The sequence below is a fragment of the Candidatus Zixiibacteriota bacterium genome (assembly GCA_019038695.1).
Lineage (GTDB): Bacteria > Zixibacteria > MSB-5A5 > GN15 > FEB-12 > B120-G9.
Map to the genome: position 1 here is coordinate 37,659 of JAHOYZ010000024.1, position 15,532 is coordinate 53,190.

At 52.2% G+C, this 15,532-nt stretch carries 16 protein-coding genes; 13 read left to right on the forward strand and 3 right to left on the reverse strand.

Features of this window, described 5'->3' with window-relative positions:
- Nucleotides 1-50: 50 nt before the first annotated feature.
- Complete coding sequence (locus tag KOO62_08495; GenBank protein MBU8934034.1) at nt 51-347, reverse strand: PEP-CTERM sorting domain-containing protein; 297 nt, start codon at nt 345-347, stop codon at nt 51-53.
- Between the two features lie 253 nt (nt 348-600).
- Here KOO62_08495 and KOO62_08500 point away from each other — a divergent pair, with 253 nt between their 5' ends.
- From KOO62_08500 to KOO62_08550, 11 genes are all read left to right on the forward strand, one after another.
- A complete protein-coding gene (locus KOO62_08500) occupies nt 601-2,142 on the forward strand; it encodes a hypothetical protein (GenBank protein MBU8934035.1) in 1,542 nt (513 codons plus the stop codon).
- Nucleotides 2,143-2,183: 41 nt separating this feature from the next.
- The gene (locus KOO62_08505; GenBank protein ID MBU8934036.1) at nt 2,184-2,492 is read left to right on the forward strand and encodes a hypothetical protein; all 309 of its coding nucleotides are present in this window, start codon (nt 2,184-2,186) and stop codon (nt 2,490-2,492) included.
- Nucleotides 2,482-2,883 (forward strand): hypothetical protein, encoded by a 402-nt coding sequence (locus KOO62_08510; GenBank protein ID MBU8934037.1) that lies wholly within the window; start codon nt 2,482-2,484, stop codon nt 2,881-2,883. The genes KOO62_08505 and KOO62_08510 overlap by 11 nt, the downstream gene beginning before the upstream one ends.
- 84 nt (nt 2,884-2,967) lie before the next feature.
- The gene (locus tag KOO62_08515) at nt 2,968-3,387 is read left to right on the forward strand and encodes a hypothetical protein (GenBank protein ID MBU8934038.1); all 420 of its coding nucleotides are present in this window, start codon (nt 2,968-2,970) and stop codon (nt 3,385-3,387) included.
- Between the two features lie 12 nt (nt 3,388-3,399).
- Nucleotides 3,400-4,503: a hypothetical protein gene (locus KOO62_08520; GenBank protein MBU8934039.1), complete on the forward strand. Its 1,104-nt coding sequence runs from the start codon at nt 3,400-3,402 to the stop codon at nt 4,501-4,503.
- A gap of 47 nt (nt 4,504-4,550) precedes the next feature.
- Nucleotides 4,551-5,960 (forward strand): hypothetical protein, encoded by a 1,410-nt coding sequence (locus tag KOO62_08525; protein MBU8934040.1) that lies wholly within the window; start codon nt 4,551-4,553, stop codon nt 5,958-5,960.
- 3 nt (nt 5,961-5,963) lie between these two features.
- Entirely contained in the window at nt 5,964-6,776 is an 813-nt protein-coding gene (locus KOO62_08530; protein MBU8934041.1) for a hypothetical protein, read from the forward strand.
- Between the two features lie 16 nt (nt 6,777-6,792).
- Nucleotides 6,793-7,161 (forward strand): hypothetical protein, encoded by a 369-nt coding sequence (locus tag KOO62_08535; GenBank protein MBU8934042.1) that lies wholly within the window; start codon nt 6,793-6,795, stop codon nt 7,159-7,161.
- Between the two features lies 1 nt (nt 7,162).
- Nucleotides 7,163-7,459 carry a hypothetical protein gene (locus KOO62_08540; protein ID MBU8934043.1) on the forward strand — a complete coding sequence of 99 codons (297 nt, stop codon included), beginning with the start codon at nt 7,163-7,165 and terminating at the stop codon, nt 7,457-7,459.
- Entirely contained in the window at nt 7,456-8,220 is a 765-nt protein-coding gene (locus KOO62_08545; GenBank protein MBU8934044.1) for a hypothetical protein, read from the forward strand. The genes KOO62_08540 and KOO62_08545 overlap by 4 nt, the downstream gene beginning before the upstream one ends.
- Before the next feature lie 23 nt (nt 8,221-8,243).
- Nucleotides 8,244-9,458, forward strand: coding sequence for a hypothetical protein (locus KOO62_08550; protein ID MBU8934045.1), 1,215 nt, complete (start codon nt 8,244-8,246; stop codon nt 9,456-9,458).
- Between the two features lie 109 nt (nt 9,459-9,567).
- On the opposite strand, the gene KOO62_08555 is transcribed toward KOO62_08550, so the two are convergent.
- Nucleotides 9,568-11,652: a dockerin type I repeat-containing protein gene (locus tag KOO62_08555; GenBank protein MBU8934046.1), complete on the reverse strand. Its 2,085-nt coding sequence runs from the start codon at nt 11,650-11,652 to the stop codon at nt 9,568-9,570.
- Nucleotides 11,653-11,782: 130 nt separating this feature from the next.
- Between KOO62_08555 and lipA the strand changes: the two genes are divergently transcribed.
- Together lipA and KOO62_08565 are read left to right on the forward strand one after the other, a co-directional pair.
- Nucleotides 11,783-12,652 carry a lipoyl synthase gene (lipA, locus tag KOO62_08560; GenBank protein MBU8934047.1) on the forward strand — a complete coding sequence of 290 codons (870 nt, stop codon included), beginning with the start codon at nt 11,783-11,785 and terminating at the stop codon, nt 12,650-12,652.
- 128 nt (nt 12,653-12,780) lie between these two features.
- A complete protein-coding gene (locus KOO62_08565; protein ID MBU8934048.1) occupies nt 12,781-14,295 on the forward strand; it encodes a response regulator in 1,515 nt (504 codons plus the stop codon).
- Here KOO62_08565 and KOO62_08570 read toward each other — a convergent pair.
- Complete coding sequence (locus KOO62_08570; protein MBU8934049.1) at nt 14,273-15,439, reverse strand: site-2 protease family protein; 1,167 nt, start codon at nt 15,437-15,439, stop codon at nt 14,273-14,275. The two genes, KOO62_08565 and KOO62_08570, sit on opposite strands and share 23 nt — an antisense overlap.
- Nucleotides 15,440-15,532 lie beyond the last annotated feature (93 nt).

Sequence of the window (15,532 nt, forward strand, 5' to 3'; positions counted from 1 at the left end):
GGAAGTTGAGCTCAGGAGGCGCGGAAGGGTAGAAGAATACGGGGATTGTCCTATGCTTTTTTCCTGCGGCGAGCGAGATGAAGCGCTCCAAGTCCCGCTCCCATCAGAATCAGTGTGGCCGGCTCAGGAATCTCTGGCGGAGGATCGTCTGAGGGACAGGGTGCGAAGTCGCCGTTATCTGTGTTACATTGGTCAACTGGAGCTGTAGGCTGTTCAGCTCCGGATATCGTCTTAGGTATGTTGACTCCGTGCACTTCGTCTACTGTGAATCCCATCACCAGCAGGAAGATGAAAAGGGCAGCGATCCACTTCAGCGGGTGTTGTTTTGTCTTCTGATAGATAGTCATAATCTCTTTTCCTGTTCTTCAGGCACAGTCTACTTATTTATTCTGACCTAAGAATAGCAAAGGCTGTGCCGCCGGTTGTACGCTCCGTCGATACCCGCTAAGTTTGTTATTGTCATGCGATTACGACAATGTATGGGGATAGTACAATATGCTCCGGAATTGCATAGTCGGATATTGGTTTGCGCAATAATACCTCAAAACCTCTGCTGATCGTGGTTTGCGGCTTCTCTGAAAAACCAGAAACGGAGGTTCTATGAACGCCGATATTGGCAAAATCACAGCCCGATTGGCCGAGAGAGATGAGGCCATCAGCACTGAATTAATCAAGCTGATCAATACTAACATCAATCCCCCTGAACCACTGGAGAAGGATGATGTGTACATCAGGGCCATGTATGTCGTCTCGGATGAGGTCAACAGTTTTGGCGGTTGTTTCCCGACTGACGAACACCAGGCGCTGTGCCGGTTGTTGATTGACTCGCCGGTAATGGTTGGCCATCGCAAGGATCGTTTGCCAATTGGGCGTAATTTTCATGCGGCAGTCGTTGAGCATCAGGGACGGCACTGGGTCAAGAGCTACTTCTATTGGCTGAAGAGCGCCCAGGGAGCCGACACGCTACGGGAGAATATCGACGGCGGAATCTACAAAGAGTGTTCAATTGGTTTCACTTTCCTGATGCCGGAGTGTTCTGTATGTGGTCAGGATATTCGTACCTGTGAACACCAGCCATTCGAGCGGTACGACCGTGACGGAACAGAAGTGGTGTGCCATTTCAACTATCGGCAGATCGAACGAGTGTTGGAAACATCACTGGTCTACCGTGGGGCGGTGGCGGACACATCAATCTCGAAAGAACTGCGAACTCAGAAAGCAAAGCCAAAGGTCGACTTGCCAGCTACCGAACAGGTGATTACCAGTCCCACCGAACTTGACGCTGCCGGGCAGTACCTGGTGACGCCGCGCTACGAAGGTCTGCCGGTGCTGGTGACGTGCAGCGCTGAAGGGATAGCGATTGTCTCACCGGACGGAGTCGCTCTTCCGGAGGAAATGGTGGGTCGATTTACCGATCGTCGTCTACCGGAGATGCGAGATGTCTTCGGTTACCTGATCGGTCTGCGTGGCAAGGAACGCTGCCGGGTTGATCAGGTGCGGCGCTTCATTGATGGGAAATCGTCATCGGTCCGGCGGCTGGAGATTCGATTGTTCCCCCGGGATGACTTCCAGTTGCCGGACGCATCGGTTAGTGAGAGGCGATACCAGGTGCGTATGCAACCTGGCAGGCTCACTGATCTGGCTGGATTATCACCCGCAGCGTTGGCTCTATCGACGCGGGACGGTGTCAAAGTCTGGCCGGAAGGAAAGTATCCCCCCCGATTCGCAGGGTACAGCTATCATGTTGACCGACTAAAAGAGATTCGTAGGGAATCGCCCAGAACTGTTGGCTACTACACGCTGAAGGTGGACATAGAGACTGGACGAGCGCAACTGATGCTGACCGAGAACGATGCGGTTCGGCGTCTGGAAGTGCGGCAGTTTGATTTTTCCCGTCTGGCACAGGGCGCACGATTTGTCACTGATGCAATCAGTGAACCTGACGGTGTGAGTGAGATCAACACGACGACAGCGGTCTGTGGTGACATTGTAGAGAGTACGTTGGTGGGAAAGAGTACCCTCTGGAGGCTAACAGGACATCTGAACGGACAGTTCTGTCTACAGCCAATCAAGCTCCATGAACGCCAGAGATACATTTTCCACAAATCAGCGGACCGTCTCAAAGTGACGCAGCTGAATTAAACAGAACCAAGAAATATACAATGCGATAATCGGGAGAACAAATGGTACGACATCCAACAGAAGTCGGGTTCCGACTGAGTGGACCGCTTCTGAATATGGTGGCAATGGTAGCTGGAGCGTTGGTCGCGTACTTCTTAACAATTCAGTCACTCAGGATCGATCTGGCGACCAAGGCGGAGACAGGGGTTGTAGGAACATTGGACAAAAAGCTGGGAAACATTGAGGTGATCCTTAAGGAGGGAGTAGTGAGTAAGGAACAGTTCTTCATTTTCTCAAAGGAAATGGAAGCCCGCTTGACAAGAATCGAAGCCTACCTGGCGGAAGGATCGGGAGGGAAGATTGGACAATAATATTATTGATGTCGCCCACATCACCGAGATGGTTGGCGCTCTAACAGATGATGGCCTGCCGACGATTGACTTTGACGGTCACCGACGGTGGTTGGCTGAACTTGCGGTTCGACTTCCGGAGTTGCTGCGGCTCGACCGGGAGATGGAGGTACTGCGAACCGATTACGAAGGCCGCATTGCCGGCATGACCAAAGCCATAGCGGCGGTGAGTCGCAACCGTGAGGCGCTGAAGCAGGCCACTGTTTTTCTGGAAACGTTATCGGAGATGAACGCAACTGATCTTGTGCGTCAATACGCACTGATGTCGGTTCGATTTCGCGATGCCTTTCCGACCAGTTTCGGTCGGCTGCCCGTTTGTGTCGGTCACTCGAATCGAGCGGGAGAGCAATAAGTTAACTGAGGGACTGAGGTCCCGGCCATGAGGGAGACATTCCCGGCCACGAAGCAAAAGACGTTATGAATGAAAGGAACAATCATGTCAGTAAGAGATCAGAACCTTGAGGCAGTAGCCCCGGTACTGGTAACGTTCGACATTGCGCAAACTGCCGGTGTGGACGATCTCAAGGATGCCGACCTCGGAAATCCAGTGATGCTCACAGGTAGCAATGAAGTGGGGCCAATTACTAACGGAAGTCAGCTACTTGGGAAACTCCTCAGTCTGACGTTGACGGACAACGATGACGGTCAACGGCTGGCTACAGTTCAGGTGGGCGGAATCTGCCGACTGGCGATCGGGACGACCTATCCGACGATTGGCAACCGGGTCATCGGTGGAGCGAGCAACACAGTCAAACAAGCCACAACGGTGGCGAGCGATCCGGCCGGAGGCAATATCGCCCGAGGGACAGTTCTGGAAGTCAACGGCACCACCGATTGTGTCATACTGCTAAATTAGGTGAGGAATATTATGGACTTTGATCAGTTCTTACAGATGTCCGAACAATCCGATTTGCATCGCGAACTGGGGGCCGACAGAACGCCGGGACCGGTAGACCTTGGTCGTGCCGCAACCCTTGACGTCAGTCGCGATTTCTATACCGAGGCAGATGCCCGGGGTTTGACTCTGTCAGAAATGCTGGAGTTGGATGAATATGACCCCAGCCGGGCGGGATCGTCACTGGATGCTTTTGAGCGTCAACTGGTGCTGGCCGGAATCCGTTTTGGCGGCAAGACACCAACAACCGTGGAGCAGTTCTTTCAACAGGCTCCTGCTCTGCTGCCGGAGTTCATGCGGCGCGAAGTTCGCAAGGGTCAGGCCATGCGTCCCGAGTTGTCGCGTCTGGTGGCCAACACGACTACGGTGGCCAGCAACAACTACACGCCGTTTTTCATCGACACTTCCGACAGTGCGAAGTTCTCGCTGCGCCCGATTGGTGACGGCGCCGATATCCCGCAGTTGCTGGTGACGGAGCAGAACCATGCCGTGAGTGTAATTGATTACGGCCTGGCACTCAAGACCAGCTACAAGGCACTGCGGTACCGAACGACATCGCAGTTCCGGGTACTGTTGTGGTACATCGGGTTCCGCCTTCAGACGGACAAGATCGCTATGCTGGTCGATACGATCATCAACGGCGACGGTAATGACAATGCCGCAACAGTTTTCAACTCGGCTGCGAGTGGGACGCTTGACTACGACGATCTCATTACGCTGTGGTCCAAGTTCTCGCCTTTTGAGATGAACACCGTCATCGCCCATGTCAACCAGATGAAAACCGTGCTCACATTGGACGAGTTCAAGGACCCGATGGCTGGTTATCGTTTCCAGAACACCGGCGACCTGTTCAGTCCGCTGGGGGCGTCATTGGTACGATGCGATGAAGTGCCGACTGATATCGTTATCGGTCTGGACAGTCGCTTTGCTGTCGAGGAAGTCATTACCCAGCCGTTGATGGTTGAGTATGACAAGATAATCGAACAGCGGTTCGAGGAAGCGGTCATTTCCGAGTCGGTCACTTATGCCAAAGTGATCAAGGAAGCCTCGGTGGTGCTCGACACAGTTTACTCCTAAGCAATCCGGGACCCGGCTCGTCCGGGTCCCACTCCTAGTGAGGATTTATGCAGCAGGAAATCACGACAACTACTGCCGCCAACGGACTGGGATATCCGTCCGGACGCAAGCTGTTGCGGGTCGAATCGGGACAATACACCGGACGTCAGGTGGTTCTGATTCAAACGGCAGCCGGTGAAATTAAGTACAGTTACGCCGACGCACCCTATTCATCATGGTCGTCGCTAACCACGATTGCTACCGATACCGCCGATGAGCCGTTCGATTGCGTTATGATGTCCGACAGCGACATCCACATAGTCTACTCCGAGACCAGTACCAATTACCTGGTGACACGCAAGCTCGATTTTGGGGGCGGTGTGTGGTCGATTGGACTCAAGGTGACCATCTACAGTGGAACATCGTTGTATCCATCTGTAGCCGTGGAAGTTGACGGTAAATTGTGGGTGGCTTTTGCCAAGGTTACGGGCGGTGTGAAAACGTTGTATGTCAAATCATCGACCGACAGTGGGGCAACCTGGGGGAGTGGTCCAAGCGACAATGGAACCGTCCTCACGGACGGAGCGTCATCGGTCTTTCCGAAGACTATCATAGCAGCCGGCGACATCCATGTAATTTACAGTGAAGCCGCCGCCAAGATAGCAATACGATCCCTGCCCATTGCCGGCGGAAGCTGGTCAAGTGAGGTAGTGATTGCGACCGGGACGGTGCTGGATCAGCATTATGATGCCGCTCTGGCCGTCGATGGCAGGCTGGGAGTGGTTTGGGACAACAACGAACTCAAGTTCCGGGAACATGATGGGGCAGCATGGGGGGCGGTGTCGTCGCTGGATGCCGACAGTGGTAGTTCTCCACAACTGAAGTACTCAAATAATATCCCGGTAGTGACTTTTCTGAGTGCATTTGCCTCAGACCAGAAGATCATTATGTACACTACCAGGCACACCGGAAGTTTCTCAACCCCTGAACCGTTGGATGCGAGAGCAAAGGAGCTCAATACCGTGCTGGCCTATGAATCATCATCAGCCAGCTATGAAGACCTCACTTCCGTCGCAGCCAGCGCCACGACCGGTGATGTGTATCATTCCGGCTCCGGCAAGCTTCTGAATGCGAGCGGTGACTCTCTGTTTCTGGGAATGGATCGGAAGTTCCGCTTCCTCAAGTTGCTGCTCTCCACGGCGGGTGCGGGCGGAACGGTCGTATACAGTTACTGGAATGGGTCAAACTGGATTGCATTCACTCCGGCCGGGGGTGGTTTTGATTTCGACGCCACGGATAAGGATCTGCTCCTCTGGGATGATTTCAACGATGTCCCACACGATTGGCAGAAGCTCCTCTTGTACGAAAACAATCGATTTTGGATAAGAGTTGAAGTGAACTCAGTGTTCACGACGTCACCGGTGGGGAGTCAACTAACGGCCATTTCTGACCTACAGATTTTGGTCGCAAGGAGGTAGCTCATGTCATATACCAATGTCCAATTGGTCAGTCACCATCTGGCCACCGCGTTCCCCGTGTATGGCGCAGTGCGCGATCAACCGGTCGTCCTTGATACCGACGAATACGTATCGTTTTTCTCCGGGGCAGTCGAGGAATCATCGTTGCGTGTCAAGTCGGTCCAGTCGGTTTCGCCTGAGCGTGTTTCGATCACGCTAGCTTCGGGGACGAATTCATTGACGGCAGGACCTCTGAAACGCGGTTCGATCGTGGTTGCGTCGGATAGTTCTCTGGGGACGGTGTTTGTCGAGAACGTTGATTATGTTGTCGACTATGGCAGTGGTGATCTATTCATCAAGACCGACGGTGCCCTGTCGGTGAGTGACAGTGTGGTCGTCTGGTATATCCCATTCGTGACATATGTGACAGGTAGCGATTTCCAGGTGCGTGCCAGGCTCGGCCAGTTGCGGCGTCTGTCGGGAGGTAATATCGCTGCCGGTGAGACGATGTTCCTGGACTACGAGCCGGTGTATCAGAGCCATAACGAGGAGATACTCAACTCAGCCGTTCTTGAGGCCAACGGGCAGATCGAACGGGAGGTCGATCCCTCGGGAGCCTTTGGGGCTGATCCCGTTCTTCAGGCGGCGGCAACTTATAGGGCTTTGGCTATTGTCTGTCATGCGTCGGCAGCTCGCGAATTGTCGTCCATGCGAGGCGAAGACCGTTCAGCGGTGGCATGGATTAAGTTGGCTGAAGTGTTTGCCGAGCAATCAGGTCGGCTGGTCAGAGAGTTCCGTCCACCGTTCGACGGTCCTAACGGACCGGTTCATAGTTGAGAAAAGGAGGATGAATATGGGTTTGGCGGAGGTTACTTCACGCCGTATGTGGTTTGTTCCTGACTTCACCGTTTGGGGATTGCCCAACATGGGGGAACTGGCATTCGTGACTCTGGAACAGGTTGGGGCCGAGAAGACCGTCCTGTATGGCAGTTGTTCTGTCGGCGAGAGTTCACAGGAAGTGTCGTTTGATGACCTGGTTGATTTTCGCGGAAACGTACTCCCAGAGATAATAGAATCGCCCCGGGTTTTCCTGCGCTCTCACACCTCTGATGCGGTTTTTGTTGTCGGCAGTGAATCAGGGACGAGTTTCAAAGTGGCTCGCGAGGCGGATAGCTCTGGCCCGGTGGCGGCGGATCTGCTGATAATCGAGATGGGGGGCTAACGTGGGAAGAGAGGAAAGCTACCTGAGATCAGGTCGCGACTCAGTTGACAAGATAGATGGGCTGATTGAGAGCTGTTATGACAAATTGCTCAAGAAGGTTAGTGAACAGGGTCTTACAATAGGAGAGTTCTTGAAAATGATAGACATGCGAATGAAAGTCGCCGCCAAAGAACCTGGTAATAAAGAATTCTGGGACATGCTGGACAAGATACGAAAAGCCGGATTGGGGGAAGACAAACCAAAAGCCTCTACCGGTCGCAAGCAACCTGCCAAGGCACGGAAGGAGAAGGCGGCGTGATAATACGACTGGGCGCAGTACTAATAGTCCTCGCTTTGATGGCAACGGTAGCACAGACAGGCGTTGACACGCTTAAAGGCACTTCCGACATAGAGGATTGTTACATCTACTCATATGCCGACTGTGATCCTGAGCGCCCTGGGGAAGATTGCCGCCGTTTCAACACCGGAGGATTGTACCGAATGCGGATTGGTGTATACCCTTCCGCAAGGGATCATCGTGCATTATTGAGTATTCCTGGATGGGAAGGGTCGATTCCGGATTCATCGAAGTTTCTGATTAACTGCGTGTATGAATTTGACGGTGTCGACCGTAAGATATTTCTCTACCCCTTGACCAAACAGATTTATGAAGGGACAGAAGTGACCTCGATGCTGGGTGACTACCCCAACCCGGACTCTGGTGCGACATGGTATCACGCCTGGCTGGATGTGGGCGATTCCGACTCACTTAACTGGACCACTACCGGTGGAGATTACAATGTCGGAGTGGCCTGTACCACAACAATCACCGGCACTGACCAGTACTTTTCGTTTGACCACTTTAACCGGGTCCTCAATTACTGGGATACATCCAGCCAAGATTACGGCTTCATCTTGATTAACGAGAATGCGTTTCCCGCAAACTCTGCACAGAAACAAATCCTAACCACCGAATCATCGACCGGGCTCTCGCCTATGGTTTTGCTCTTTACGACCGACTTTTTCGAAGTCGTTGGCGCTCGGCGACGGATGATCGGTCAGATATTGAGTGACGGATAGTAGGAGAGATATGGAGATCAAGTATGAACATAAATGATAATTGGAGACGTGCTATGAAACTTATCACCGGTCTGGCTGTTTTGATGCTGCTTACCTCACCTGCCTGGCCGTCGGTGGTGAACAACTCTACCAGTTCACCTACTGCAGAAGACTCTCTAGTTGTACTGTTTTTCTCGCTCGACAGTCTTGGCAATCCAACGACTGCAGACTCGGCTTTTGTTCTTGTGATGGCACCCAATGGGGGAGTTGCTTTTCGCGATTCAATGGCTATTGGCGACAGCAGGATTACTTCGCAGACAGTTGGCGCCAAGCAGTACTATACTTTTGCAGAACAGGTGTCAAACATCGACGGTCCGGGTGCACCTGGCGTATACAACCTGGCATTAACAGTAAAAAATAACAGCTTGGGACTACTCACGCCTACAAGGATGATATTTCAAATTATCAGCACCGAGTTTTCTGACCAGATAGCTCTGTTGACGGATTCGGTGATGGTAAAGGGGGGGATAATCGATACCAACAAGACCGAGCGCGGAGACTTGGCGGATTCGACTTCTATCGCTCGGTGGGTTTGGAACACACCACAATCGGGTCACACTACGAGCGGGTCCTTCGGGAAGTACCTTGACACCGAGGTGTCGGGAATTAGTGGCGGTACCGGAGCATACTCCTTTACACTCGTAACCTGGGACACAGCTGCCGACCAGGCTGTATCGGGAGTTTCCATGCAGGTTCGAGGTGTCAACCAGAGCAGTCTGGTGGCTACAGGATCAACCAACAGCAATGGCGAAGTCGCCTTCAATCTTGATGCTGATAGCTTTGTGGTGGTGGCGTCATCGCCCGGTTACATGTTCGATGCCTATGATACCCTTGCTGTCATTGGAACCGGTACTGATACGGTCATGGGTTACCAATTTGATGTCGGAACGCCGACTAACCCGGGCTTGTGCCGGGTCTATGACTGGGTATACAATTTGGCCGGTGAGCCGGAAACAGGCGTGTCCGTCACAGCTTCGTTGCCTGACGGCGTAGTCAAATGTGACGGATATGTGATCTCTCCGTTTGCCGTGAGCACCACAACGGATACTTTCGGGCTGTTCATACTCGACCTATTACCTTCGGAAATACTCGATCCGTCCGACACCCGGTACGAGATTACTATCATGCGCTCCGATGGAACAGTACTGCGACAGCGAGTGACCGTTCCCGACTCAACCTATTGGAAGTTAACATGGTAGACTAGAGTATTTGTTTTCCAATTTAGAGTCAAAACGAACGGGCGGCACCTTGTGGTGCCGCCCTCGATATTTGGCGGTAGTCGTTGCTAAGAACGGTCCCTGTGGAACATCAATAGTTGGGTGGACTGGCCGTACCAAACAGGAAGTTCATATAGTAGACGACATCGGTTATATTGATTGTACCGTCACCGTTGGCATCGGCACGAGCTCCACCTCCGATCGGTGGTTCTCCATTGCTGGCAACAAAATCCATGAGGTAATCCAGGTCCAGAATATTGGCTACGCCATCCCCGTCGTAGTCGCCATAGGCATAGCTCGAACCGCAATCATAGTGGAGGAGCACTGAAGAACTGGCCCGGTGGCCAGTGGAGTTACCGGCTATAGCTGTGACATGGTACCAATCTCCCTCGATTATGCCGGTCGGAGTCCACGTAATAGACCATCCGTCGGATCCGTCTAAGTCCCCTGCAAAGGAAGTGAGATTCACAGTCCAGTCCGTGGGGATAACTGATATCATAATGTCAATCTGATGCCAGGAGCCATCAAGGTAAAGACTACTCCAGGCACCAATTTGCCGTATGGGAACTTCATCCATCGTCCCGGTGACAGGGTTTGAGATGCGTACCAAGTGGGTGCCGTCTGGCTGTTCCCAACCGGAGAATCCGTCAACTGTGACCCATTGTCCGGGAGTTCCCCCCAGACCGAGAAGGACACCGCGTTGTTCGCCCTCCGCCCATTGACGTATCGTGTAGTAGTCAGGACTACGCTGGAAATCAGAATTTACTGGAACTCCCTTATCCTCGAAGAAGTCGCGCATTCCGCTAACGAGATGTCCATCCCAGGTGCCCATATCAGCCGCTGTCTGGGTGTAGTTGTTGGCCAGTTGGTTTGCTAATGAGTCCAGGGTGAGTATGTGGCCTCCTTCATTCATCAAATCTTCGTAACCTCGGTCAAACCACAATTGAATAATTGTCGCAGCGGCTAACGGTCCATTGTAGTGTGATCCGTGAGGGGACGGTCCAACGATAGCAAGACTGGCTGAATATGTATTGTCCGCCGGATGGCGAAGGCCATACATGTAGAGCGCGTCCGGATCAGGGCACGAAGCCAGGAGATTCAGGGCGGTGCAGAAGGATTCGCCATTGCTTGGAGAAACAATGGTGGGAAGGGGTGGTTTTGGCTTTAGGTAAACCGAAACTGTCTCGGAGAAACCTTGCCCCAGAGTATCGTAGACAGTGGCTCGGAGTAGAGTATTACCTTCCGATAATCCCTCGAAATTCCATTGGATGCTGAAATCATCACCGATACCCGCCTGATTTGTACCGTCGCGGAACGATGACGTACCGTCAACATCCTGTCCGATCATGATCCAGGTTGTTCCCGATCGGTACTCGAACTCGGTATGGCTGACTATCGTTGATCTCGTTGTCTCGTGTGCCCAAAGAGAGGCCGAACCGAGGAGAGTATCGCCTTCTTGCGGAAACATAAAACTCAGTTGGGGAGTCGGTCCTCCGTCCGACGGGATGCCCGCCGCATAGAGTACCAGTCGTCCCGAGAAATTGTAGAACGAATTATCAACCAGGTCGACCCACCCTAATGTGTCGTCCCAGATATTGTACGAAACACAGGTAGTCGGGAAGGTGTCAATAACGACTGCTGCGCTGTCAGCTACCTCAAAAACAGAACCAAGGAAAAAGCCGGCGAAGAACGGCCCATTAACTGTGACCGGCGTATCAAGAGGTATCCAAATATCATACAGATCCCGGCCAGGTACATCCAGCACCCACTCACTGGATACGCTCAACAGTTCACCTGGATACGGACATCCGGGGACACTGAGGTCGACTGCTTCCACATCAACAGACACACTCAGAGTGGTAGCCCTGCCAAAAAACATGGGCATATTGATCGCGATTATCGTGAACGGATATGGCGAAGGGCAGGAGGCCTCCGGATCGAGGTAGCTCTTGTAGAGTTCGTTGCCGGTGACCCAGCCATCAATTTTGTAAAAGATCCCCTGGTCGTGGCGTACGATACAGGTGTCAGCGGTGATCAGTGAGGGCGCGACACGAAGTTCGGTTTTGTCCAAATCATCAATTCGAACCAAACGGGCCTGTTTCTTAGTTTCCGCACATAGCGGGCCGGCGACGAATATGAAAACCAGTAGACTAATGACGACCAGTCGAAGCGACATCCGATTTCTCCTTGTAAAGCACAATATTCGGGCTTTTCTTTGATTATCGAGCGTTTGGCCGGTATACTTGATCGAAAATCGACCATATTGCTTGAGAACTATTGCTTGGGATTGGCAGTTGAATTTCATTATGAACGACAATAGCGGACATCGGAAGATTGTCAGGAAGCCGGAATGGTTGCGAGTACCGGTTATTGGTGGCACCAAGTTCGAACATGTTGATCATCTGGTGAAGGGGCTGGGATTGAACACAGTTTGTCGCGAGGCGAATTGTCCCAATCGAGGGGAGTGCTTCAATCGCGGAACAGCGACCTTTCTTATTCTTGGATCAAAGTGCACGAGGAACTGTCGTTTCTGCGATATCGAGATAGGTCGTCCTGCGCCTCCTGATGCCGGTGAGCCAGCCCGAACGGCTGAGGCGGCCCGACTACTGGATTTGAAATACGTGGTGGTTACTTCTGTTACCCGCGATGATCTTGCAGATGGAGGAGCCAATCATTTTGCAGCCACCGTAGCTGAGATTCGAAAAGTCCTCCCAGAAGCAGGCATAGAACTCCTGACTCCCGATTTCAAGGGATCATCAGAAGCAGCCAGAGTTATCATTCGAAGCTGCCCGGATGTTTTCAATCATAATGTCGAAACTGTTCCAAGACTGTATTCTAAGGTCAGACCGGCGGCAAAGTATGATTGCTCTCTAACCCTGTTGCGACAAGTTCACAACGAGTCAGATATCAGAACCAAGTCGGGGCTCATGTTAGGTCTGGGCGAGAGACGTGAGGAACTGGTTACCGTATTTGCCGATCTGGCCGAAGTAGGTGTTTCTATTCTTACTATGGGGCAGTACTTGAGTCCCTCCTCTAATCATCTCCCGGTGGAGAGGTATGTTCTCCCTGATGAGTTTTCCGATTTGAAACGGCTGGCCCTCGAAGCAGGTATATCGCAAGTAGCCTCCGGCCCTTTGGTTCGATCTTCCTACCGGGCTGATGAACTCCTTCCTTGATATCTGAGTATCGTTCCAGTCCAATCTTTGTACATTACGTCCTTGGGCTATGGGCATGTCGTCAGGTTATCCGATAACTGAAGTGAGTCGTCGATTGTAGGAGCGAAGAAGAAAAGACCGAGGAACAGATGGATTTTGATTCAACCCCGACAATCCTCGTTGTTGATGACGAGGAATACATTTGTAGTGTGATTGAAGAGGCACTTGGGCCAGACAAGTACTCGCTTGCGATTTTCCAGGACCCGGCCGAGGCGCTGAAGTATCTTCAATCCCATCCGGTTGATCTTGTCCTGAGTGATCTGCTGTTGGGTGAGCATTCCGGAGTTGATATTCTGGAAACTGCCCAGGCTACCCAGGATGATGCGGTCGTGATTCTGATGACGGCTCATCCGACAGTGCAGACGGCGGTCACGGTTCTGAAGAAGGGTGCCTATGATTTCCTCGTCAAGCCGTTCAAGCTGGAGATGCTCCGCTCGACGATACGACGTGCCCTGTCACACCAGCATGTCTTACGAGATAACCTCAGGTTACGTGGCCAGGTCGAATTCCTGAAGGTAGCCAATGCACACGCCTCCGGAATTGAGATTGACCGGCTGTTACAGATGGTGGTTGATTCGGCTAAAGAGGAACTGGGTGCCGTTGCAACAGGCCTGTTCGAGATTGAACCGAAATCAGAAACTCCAATTCGGCAGGTTTTCGCCGTAGATGATCCCGCCTTTGAAGATCAAGTTCTTAGTGTTCAAGCTTTGAAGAAGTTCGCCGGGACCTGGCGTCCGAGGCCGGTCATTGAGGGTAAGCGGATTAAGCAGCGTGGCCAGTCGTTGGTAAGACTGACAATTTATCAACCCATTTTCATTCGTAGAACTTTGCACGGCGTCATTAGCCTTGTGATAGAATCCCATTTTGGTCAGGTTACGCCCGGGCAGTTGGACATCCTCTCGATCCTGACCAATACGGCGGCATCAGCCATAGCCAATCACAAATTGTATGGAGACCTTCAACAATCCTATTTGGAAGCTATCCGTGGTTTGGCCAACGCCATTGAGGCACGTGATAATTATACGGCTGGTCATACTGATCGCGTCTGTGTTCTGGCTGAGGAAGTAGCGCGCGAAATGGGCTGGAGCGAGAATCAAATTCATGACTTGATCATGGGCTGCACCCTGCACGATATTGGGAAGATTGGTGTTCCGGACAGCATCCTCAACAAAGCGAGTGCCCTTACCCAGGATGAAACAAAGAAAATGCGTAAACATCCCGAACTCGGGTTGAGAATAATTCGCGGCATAAGCAGATTCAAACCAGCAGTACCTTATATCGGTGCTCACCATGAACGTTGGGATGGTCACGGTTATCCAAAACATCTCAAGGGAGAAGACATCCCTTTGGAAGGACGCTTGTTGGCTGTGGTTGATACCTTTGATGCCATTTTGTCAGATCGACCATATCGATTGGGAACCGACTCGAAATCAGCCGTTGAGGAGTTGATCAAATATAGTGGAGTGCAGTTTGATCCTGAGATTGTAGATCTGTTCCTGACTGTGGTAAGCAAAGGGAAGATCGACTTCAAGGAGCTGTATGGCACCGATGAGGACGCTGATTGTACGGATGAGATTACTGTTAGCGAAACGGTATCGGTGTAAAAGAAATCACCAGAATCACAATTGATGCAATGCCGGCCAGCAATGCCGCCCGTGACAGCGGTTGCTGATCATCGAGCGTCGGTGGATGTTTCACCCGAAAGACCAGACCAAACACGGCAAACACCCACCACATAGGCGACTGAAAGCCCAACACGAAAAGACTTCCCATAGCAAGCATGCCAAGCCAGTGCTGATGTCGACGGGTAAGACCGTACAAGATGTGTCCACCGTCAAGCTGTCCTATTGGCAAGAGGTTGATCGCCGTAACCAGTAGACCCACCCAGCCGGCGAATGCGGCCTCGGAAAGCAAGTACATCTGTCCTTCCGGGGCGTTTCCGATAAGGGCCTGGGTGACTACGCGCATAAGGATTGATTCTCCTTCGAGGGCGAAAGGCAGGTCCTTGATTCCGAAAGTACCAAGTGGCTGGAAAGATGATTCCGCCAGTCCATAGATTAGCCAGAACACCGCCACTACCCATCCCGCCAACGGACCGGCCGCGCCGACTTCGATAAGATCACGGCGATTGTGAAATGGCGACCTTGATTTGATGATGGCTCCAAAGGTCCCAATGATGTTTGGAGCCGGAATGAAATATGGCCACGAAGTTATGATATGCCGCCTGCGACCGGCAATAAAATGACCCATCTCGTGCACCAGCAGGATTGACATCAGCGCCAGGGCAAACTCAACCCCAACGCCTTTGCTCAAGTCCTGGCCGGTGCCATCGACGGCCAGGGGAAAAGCCTTGAGAAGAAGACTTCCTTCATCAATTGCAACTGTCCCGCCATTTTGGAGTTGCATGGCAATGTAGTATGCGGCGGCGTTGAGATTGCGCAGGAAAACCGGAACTACGTATATGGAAAAAAGAGTGGCAACAAACAGTATGATGTTGAGCGGAGGGATACGTAGTCGCGGTTTCGGGTCAATGCGTAGCAGCGTACCGGCCTCGGTGGTCTCAAGGGTAAACCGATAGCCCGCTGTCTTGAGTCGCGAAGAGATGGCTTTGTGCGCTTTTGATCTATTCAGAGATCGATGGGTCAGGCCAAAGACCAGCTCATTCCCACGATAATACGCGGCGTTAATCTCAAACAGGTCACGCAATAGCAGGGTGATCTGGTCGGTGCTGTCGTTATCGGTGGACATAATATGCAATTAAGGCACACGATGTATGCCGGTTCCACAAAAAAAGAAGCGAGACCCCGAAGGTCTCGCTTCATATATCAGGCGTAATGCCGT

What these genes read in the sequence shown, in the direction of transcription:
- KOO62_08495 (MBU8934034.1), bottom strand. Translation starts at nt 347, where the DNA reads ATGACTATCTATCAGAAGACAAAACAACACCCGCTGAAGTGGATCGCT.
- KOO62_08500 (MBU8934035.1), top strand. Translation starts at nt 601, where the DNA reads ATGAACGCCGATATTGGCAAAATCACAGCCCGATTGGCCGAGAGAGAT.
- KOO62_08505 (MBU8934036.1), top strand. Translation starts at nt 2,184, where the DNA reads ATGGTACGACATCCAACAGAAGTCGGGTTCCGACTGAGTGGACCGCTT.
- KOO62_08515 (MBU8934038.1), top strand. Translation starts at nt 2,968, where the DNA reads ATGTCAGTAAGAGATCAGAACCTTGAGGCAGTAGCCCCGGTACTGGTA.
- KOO62_08520 (MBU8934039.1), top strand. Translation starts at nt 3,400, where the DNA reads ATGGACTTTGATCAGTTCTTACAGATGTCCGAACAATCCGATTTGCAT.
- KOO62_08525 (MBU8934040.1), top strand. Translation starts at nt 4,551, where the DNA reads ATGCAGCAGGAAATCACGACAACTACTGCCGCCAACGGACTGGGATAT.
- KOO62_08530 (MBU8934041.1), top strand. Translation starts at nt 5,964, where the DNA reads ATGTCATATACCAATGTCCAATTGGTCAGTCACCATCTGGCCACCGCG.
- KOO62_08535 (MBU8934042.1), top strand. Translation starts at nt 6,793, where the DNA reads ATGGGTTTGGCGGAGGTTACTTCACGCCGTATGTGGTTTGTTCCTGAC.
- KOO62_08550 (MBU8934045.1), top strand. Translation starts at nt 8,244, where the DNA reads ATGAACATAAATGATAATTGGAGACGTGCTATGAAACTTATCACCGGT.
- KOO62_08555 (MBU8934046.1), bottom strand. Translation starts at nt 11,652, where the DNA reads ATGTCGCTTCGACTGGTCGTCATTAGTCTACTGGTTTTCATATTCGTC.
- lipA (MBU8934047.1), top strand. Translation starts at nt 11,783, where the DNA reads ATGAACGACAATAGCGGACATCGGAAGATTGTCAGGAAGCCGGAATGG.
- KOO62_08565 (MBU8934048.1), top strand. Translation starts at nt 12,781, where the DNA reads ATGGATTTTGATTCAACCCCGACAATCCTCGTTGTTGATGACGAGGAA.
- KOO62_08570 (MBU8934049.1), bottom strand. Translation starts at nt 15,439, where the DNA reads ATGTCCACCGATAACGACAGCACCGACCAGATCACCCTGCTATTGCGT.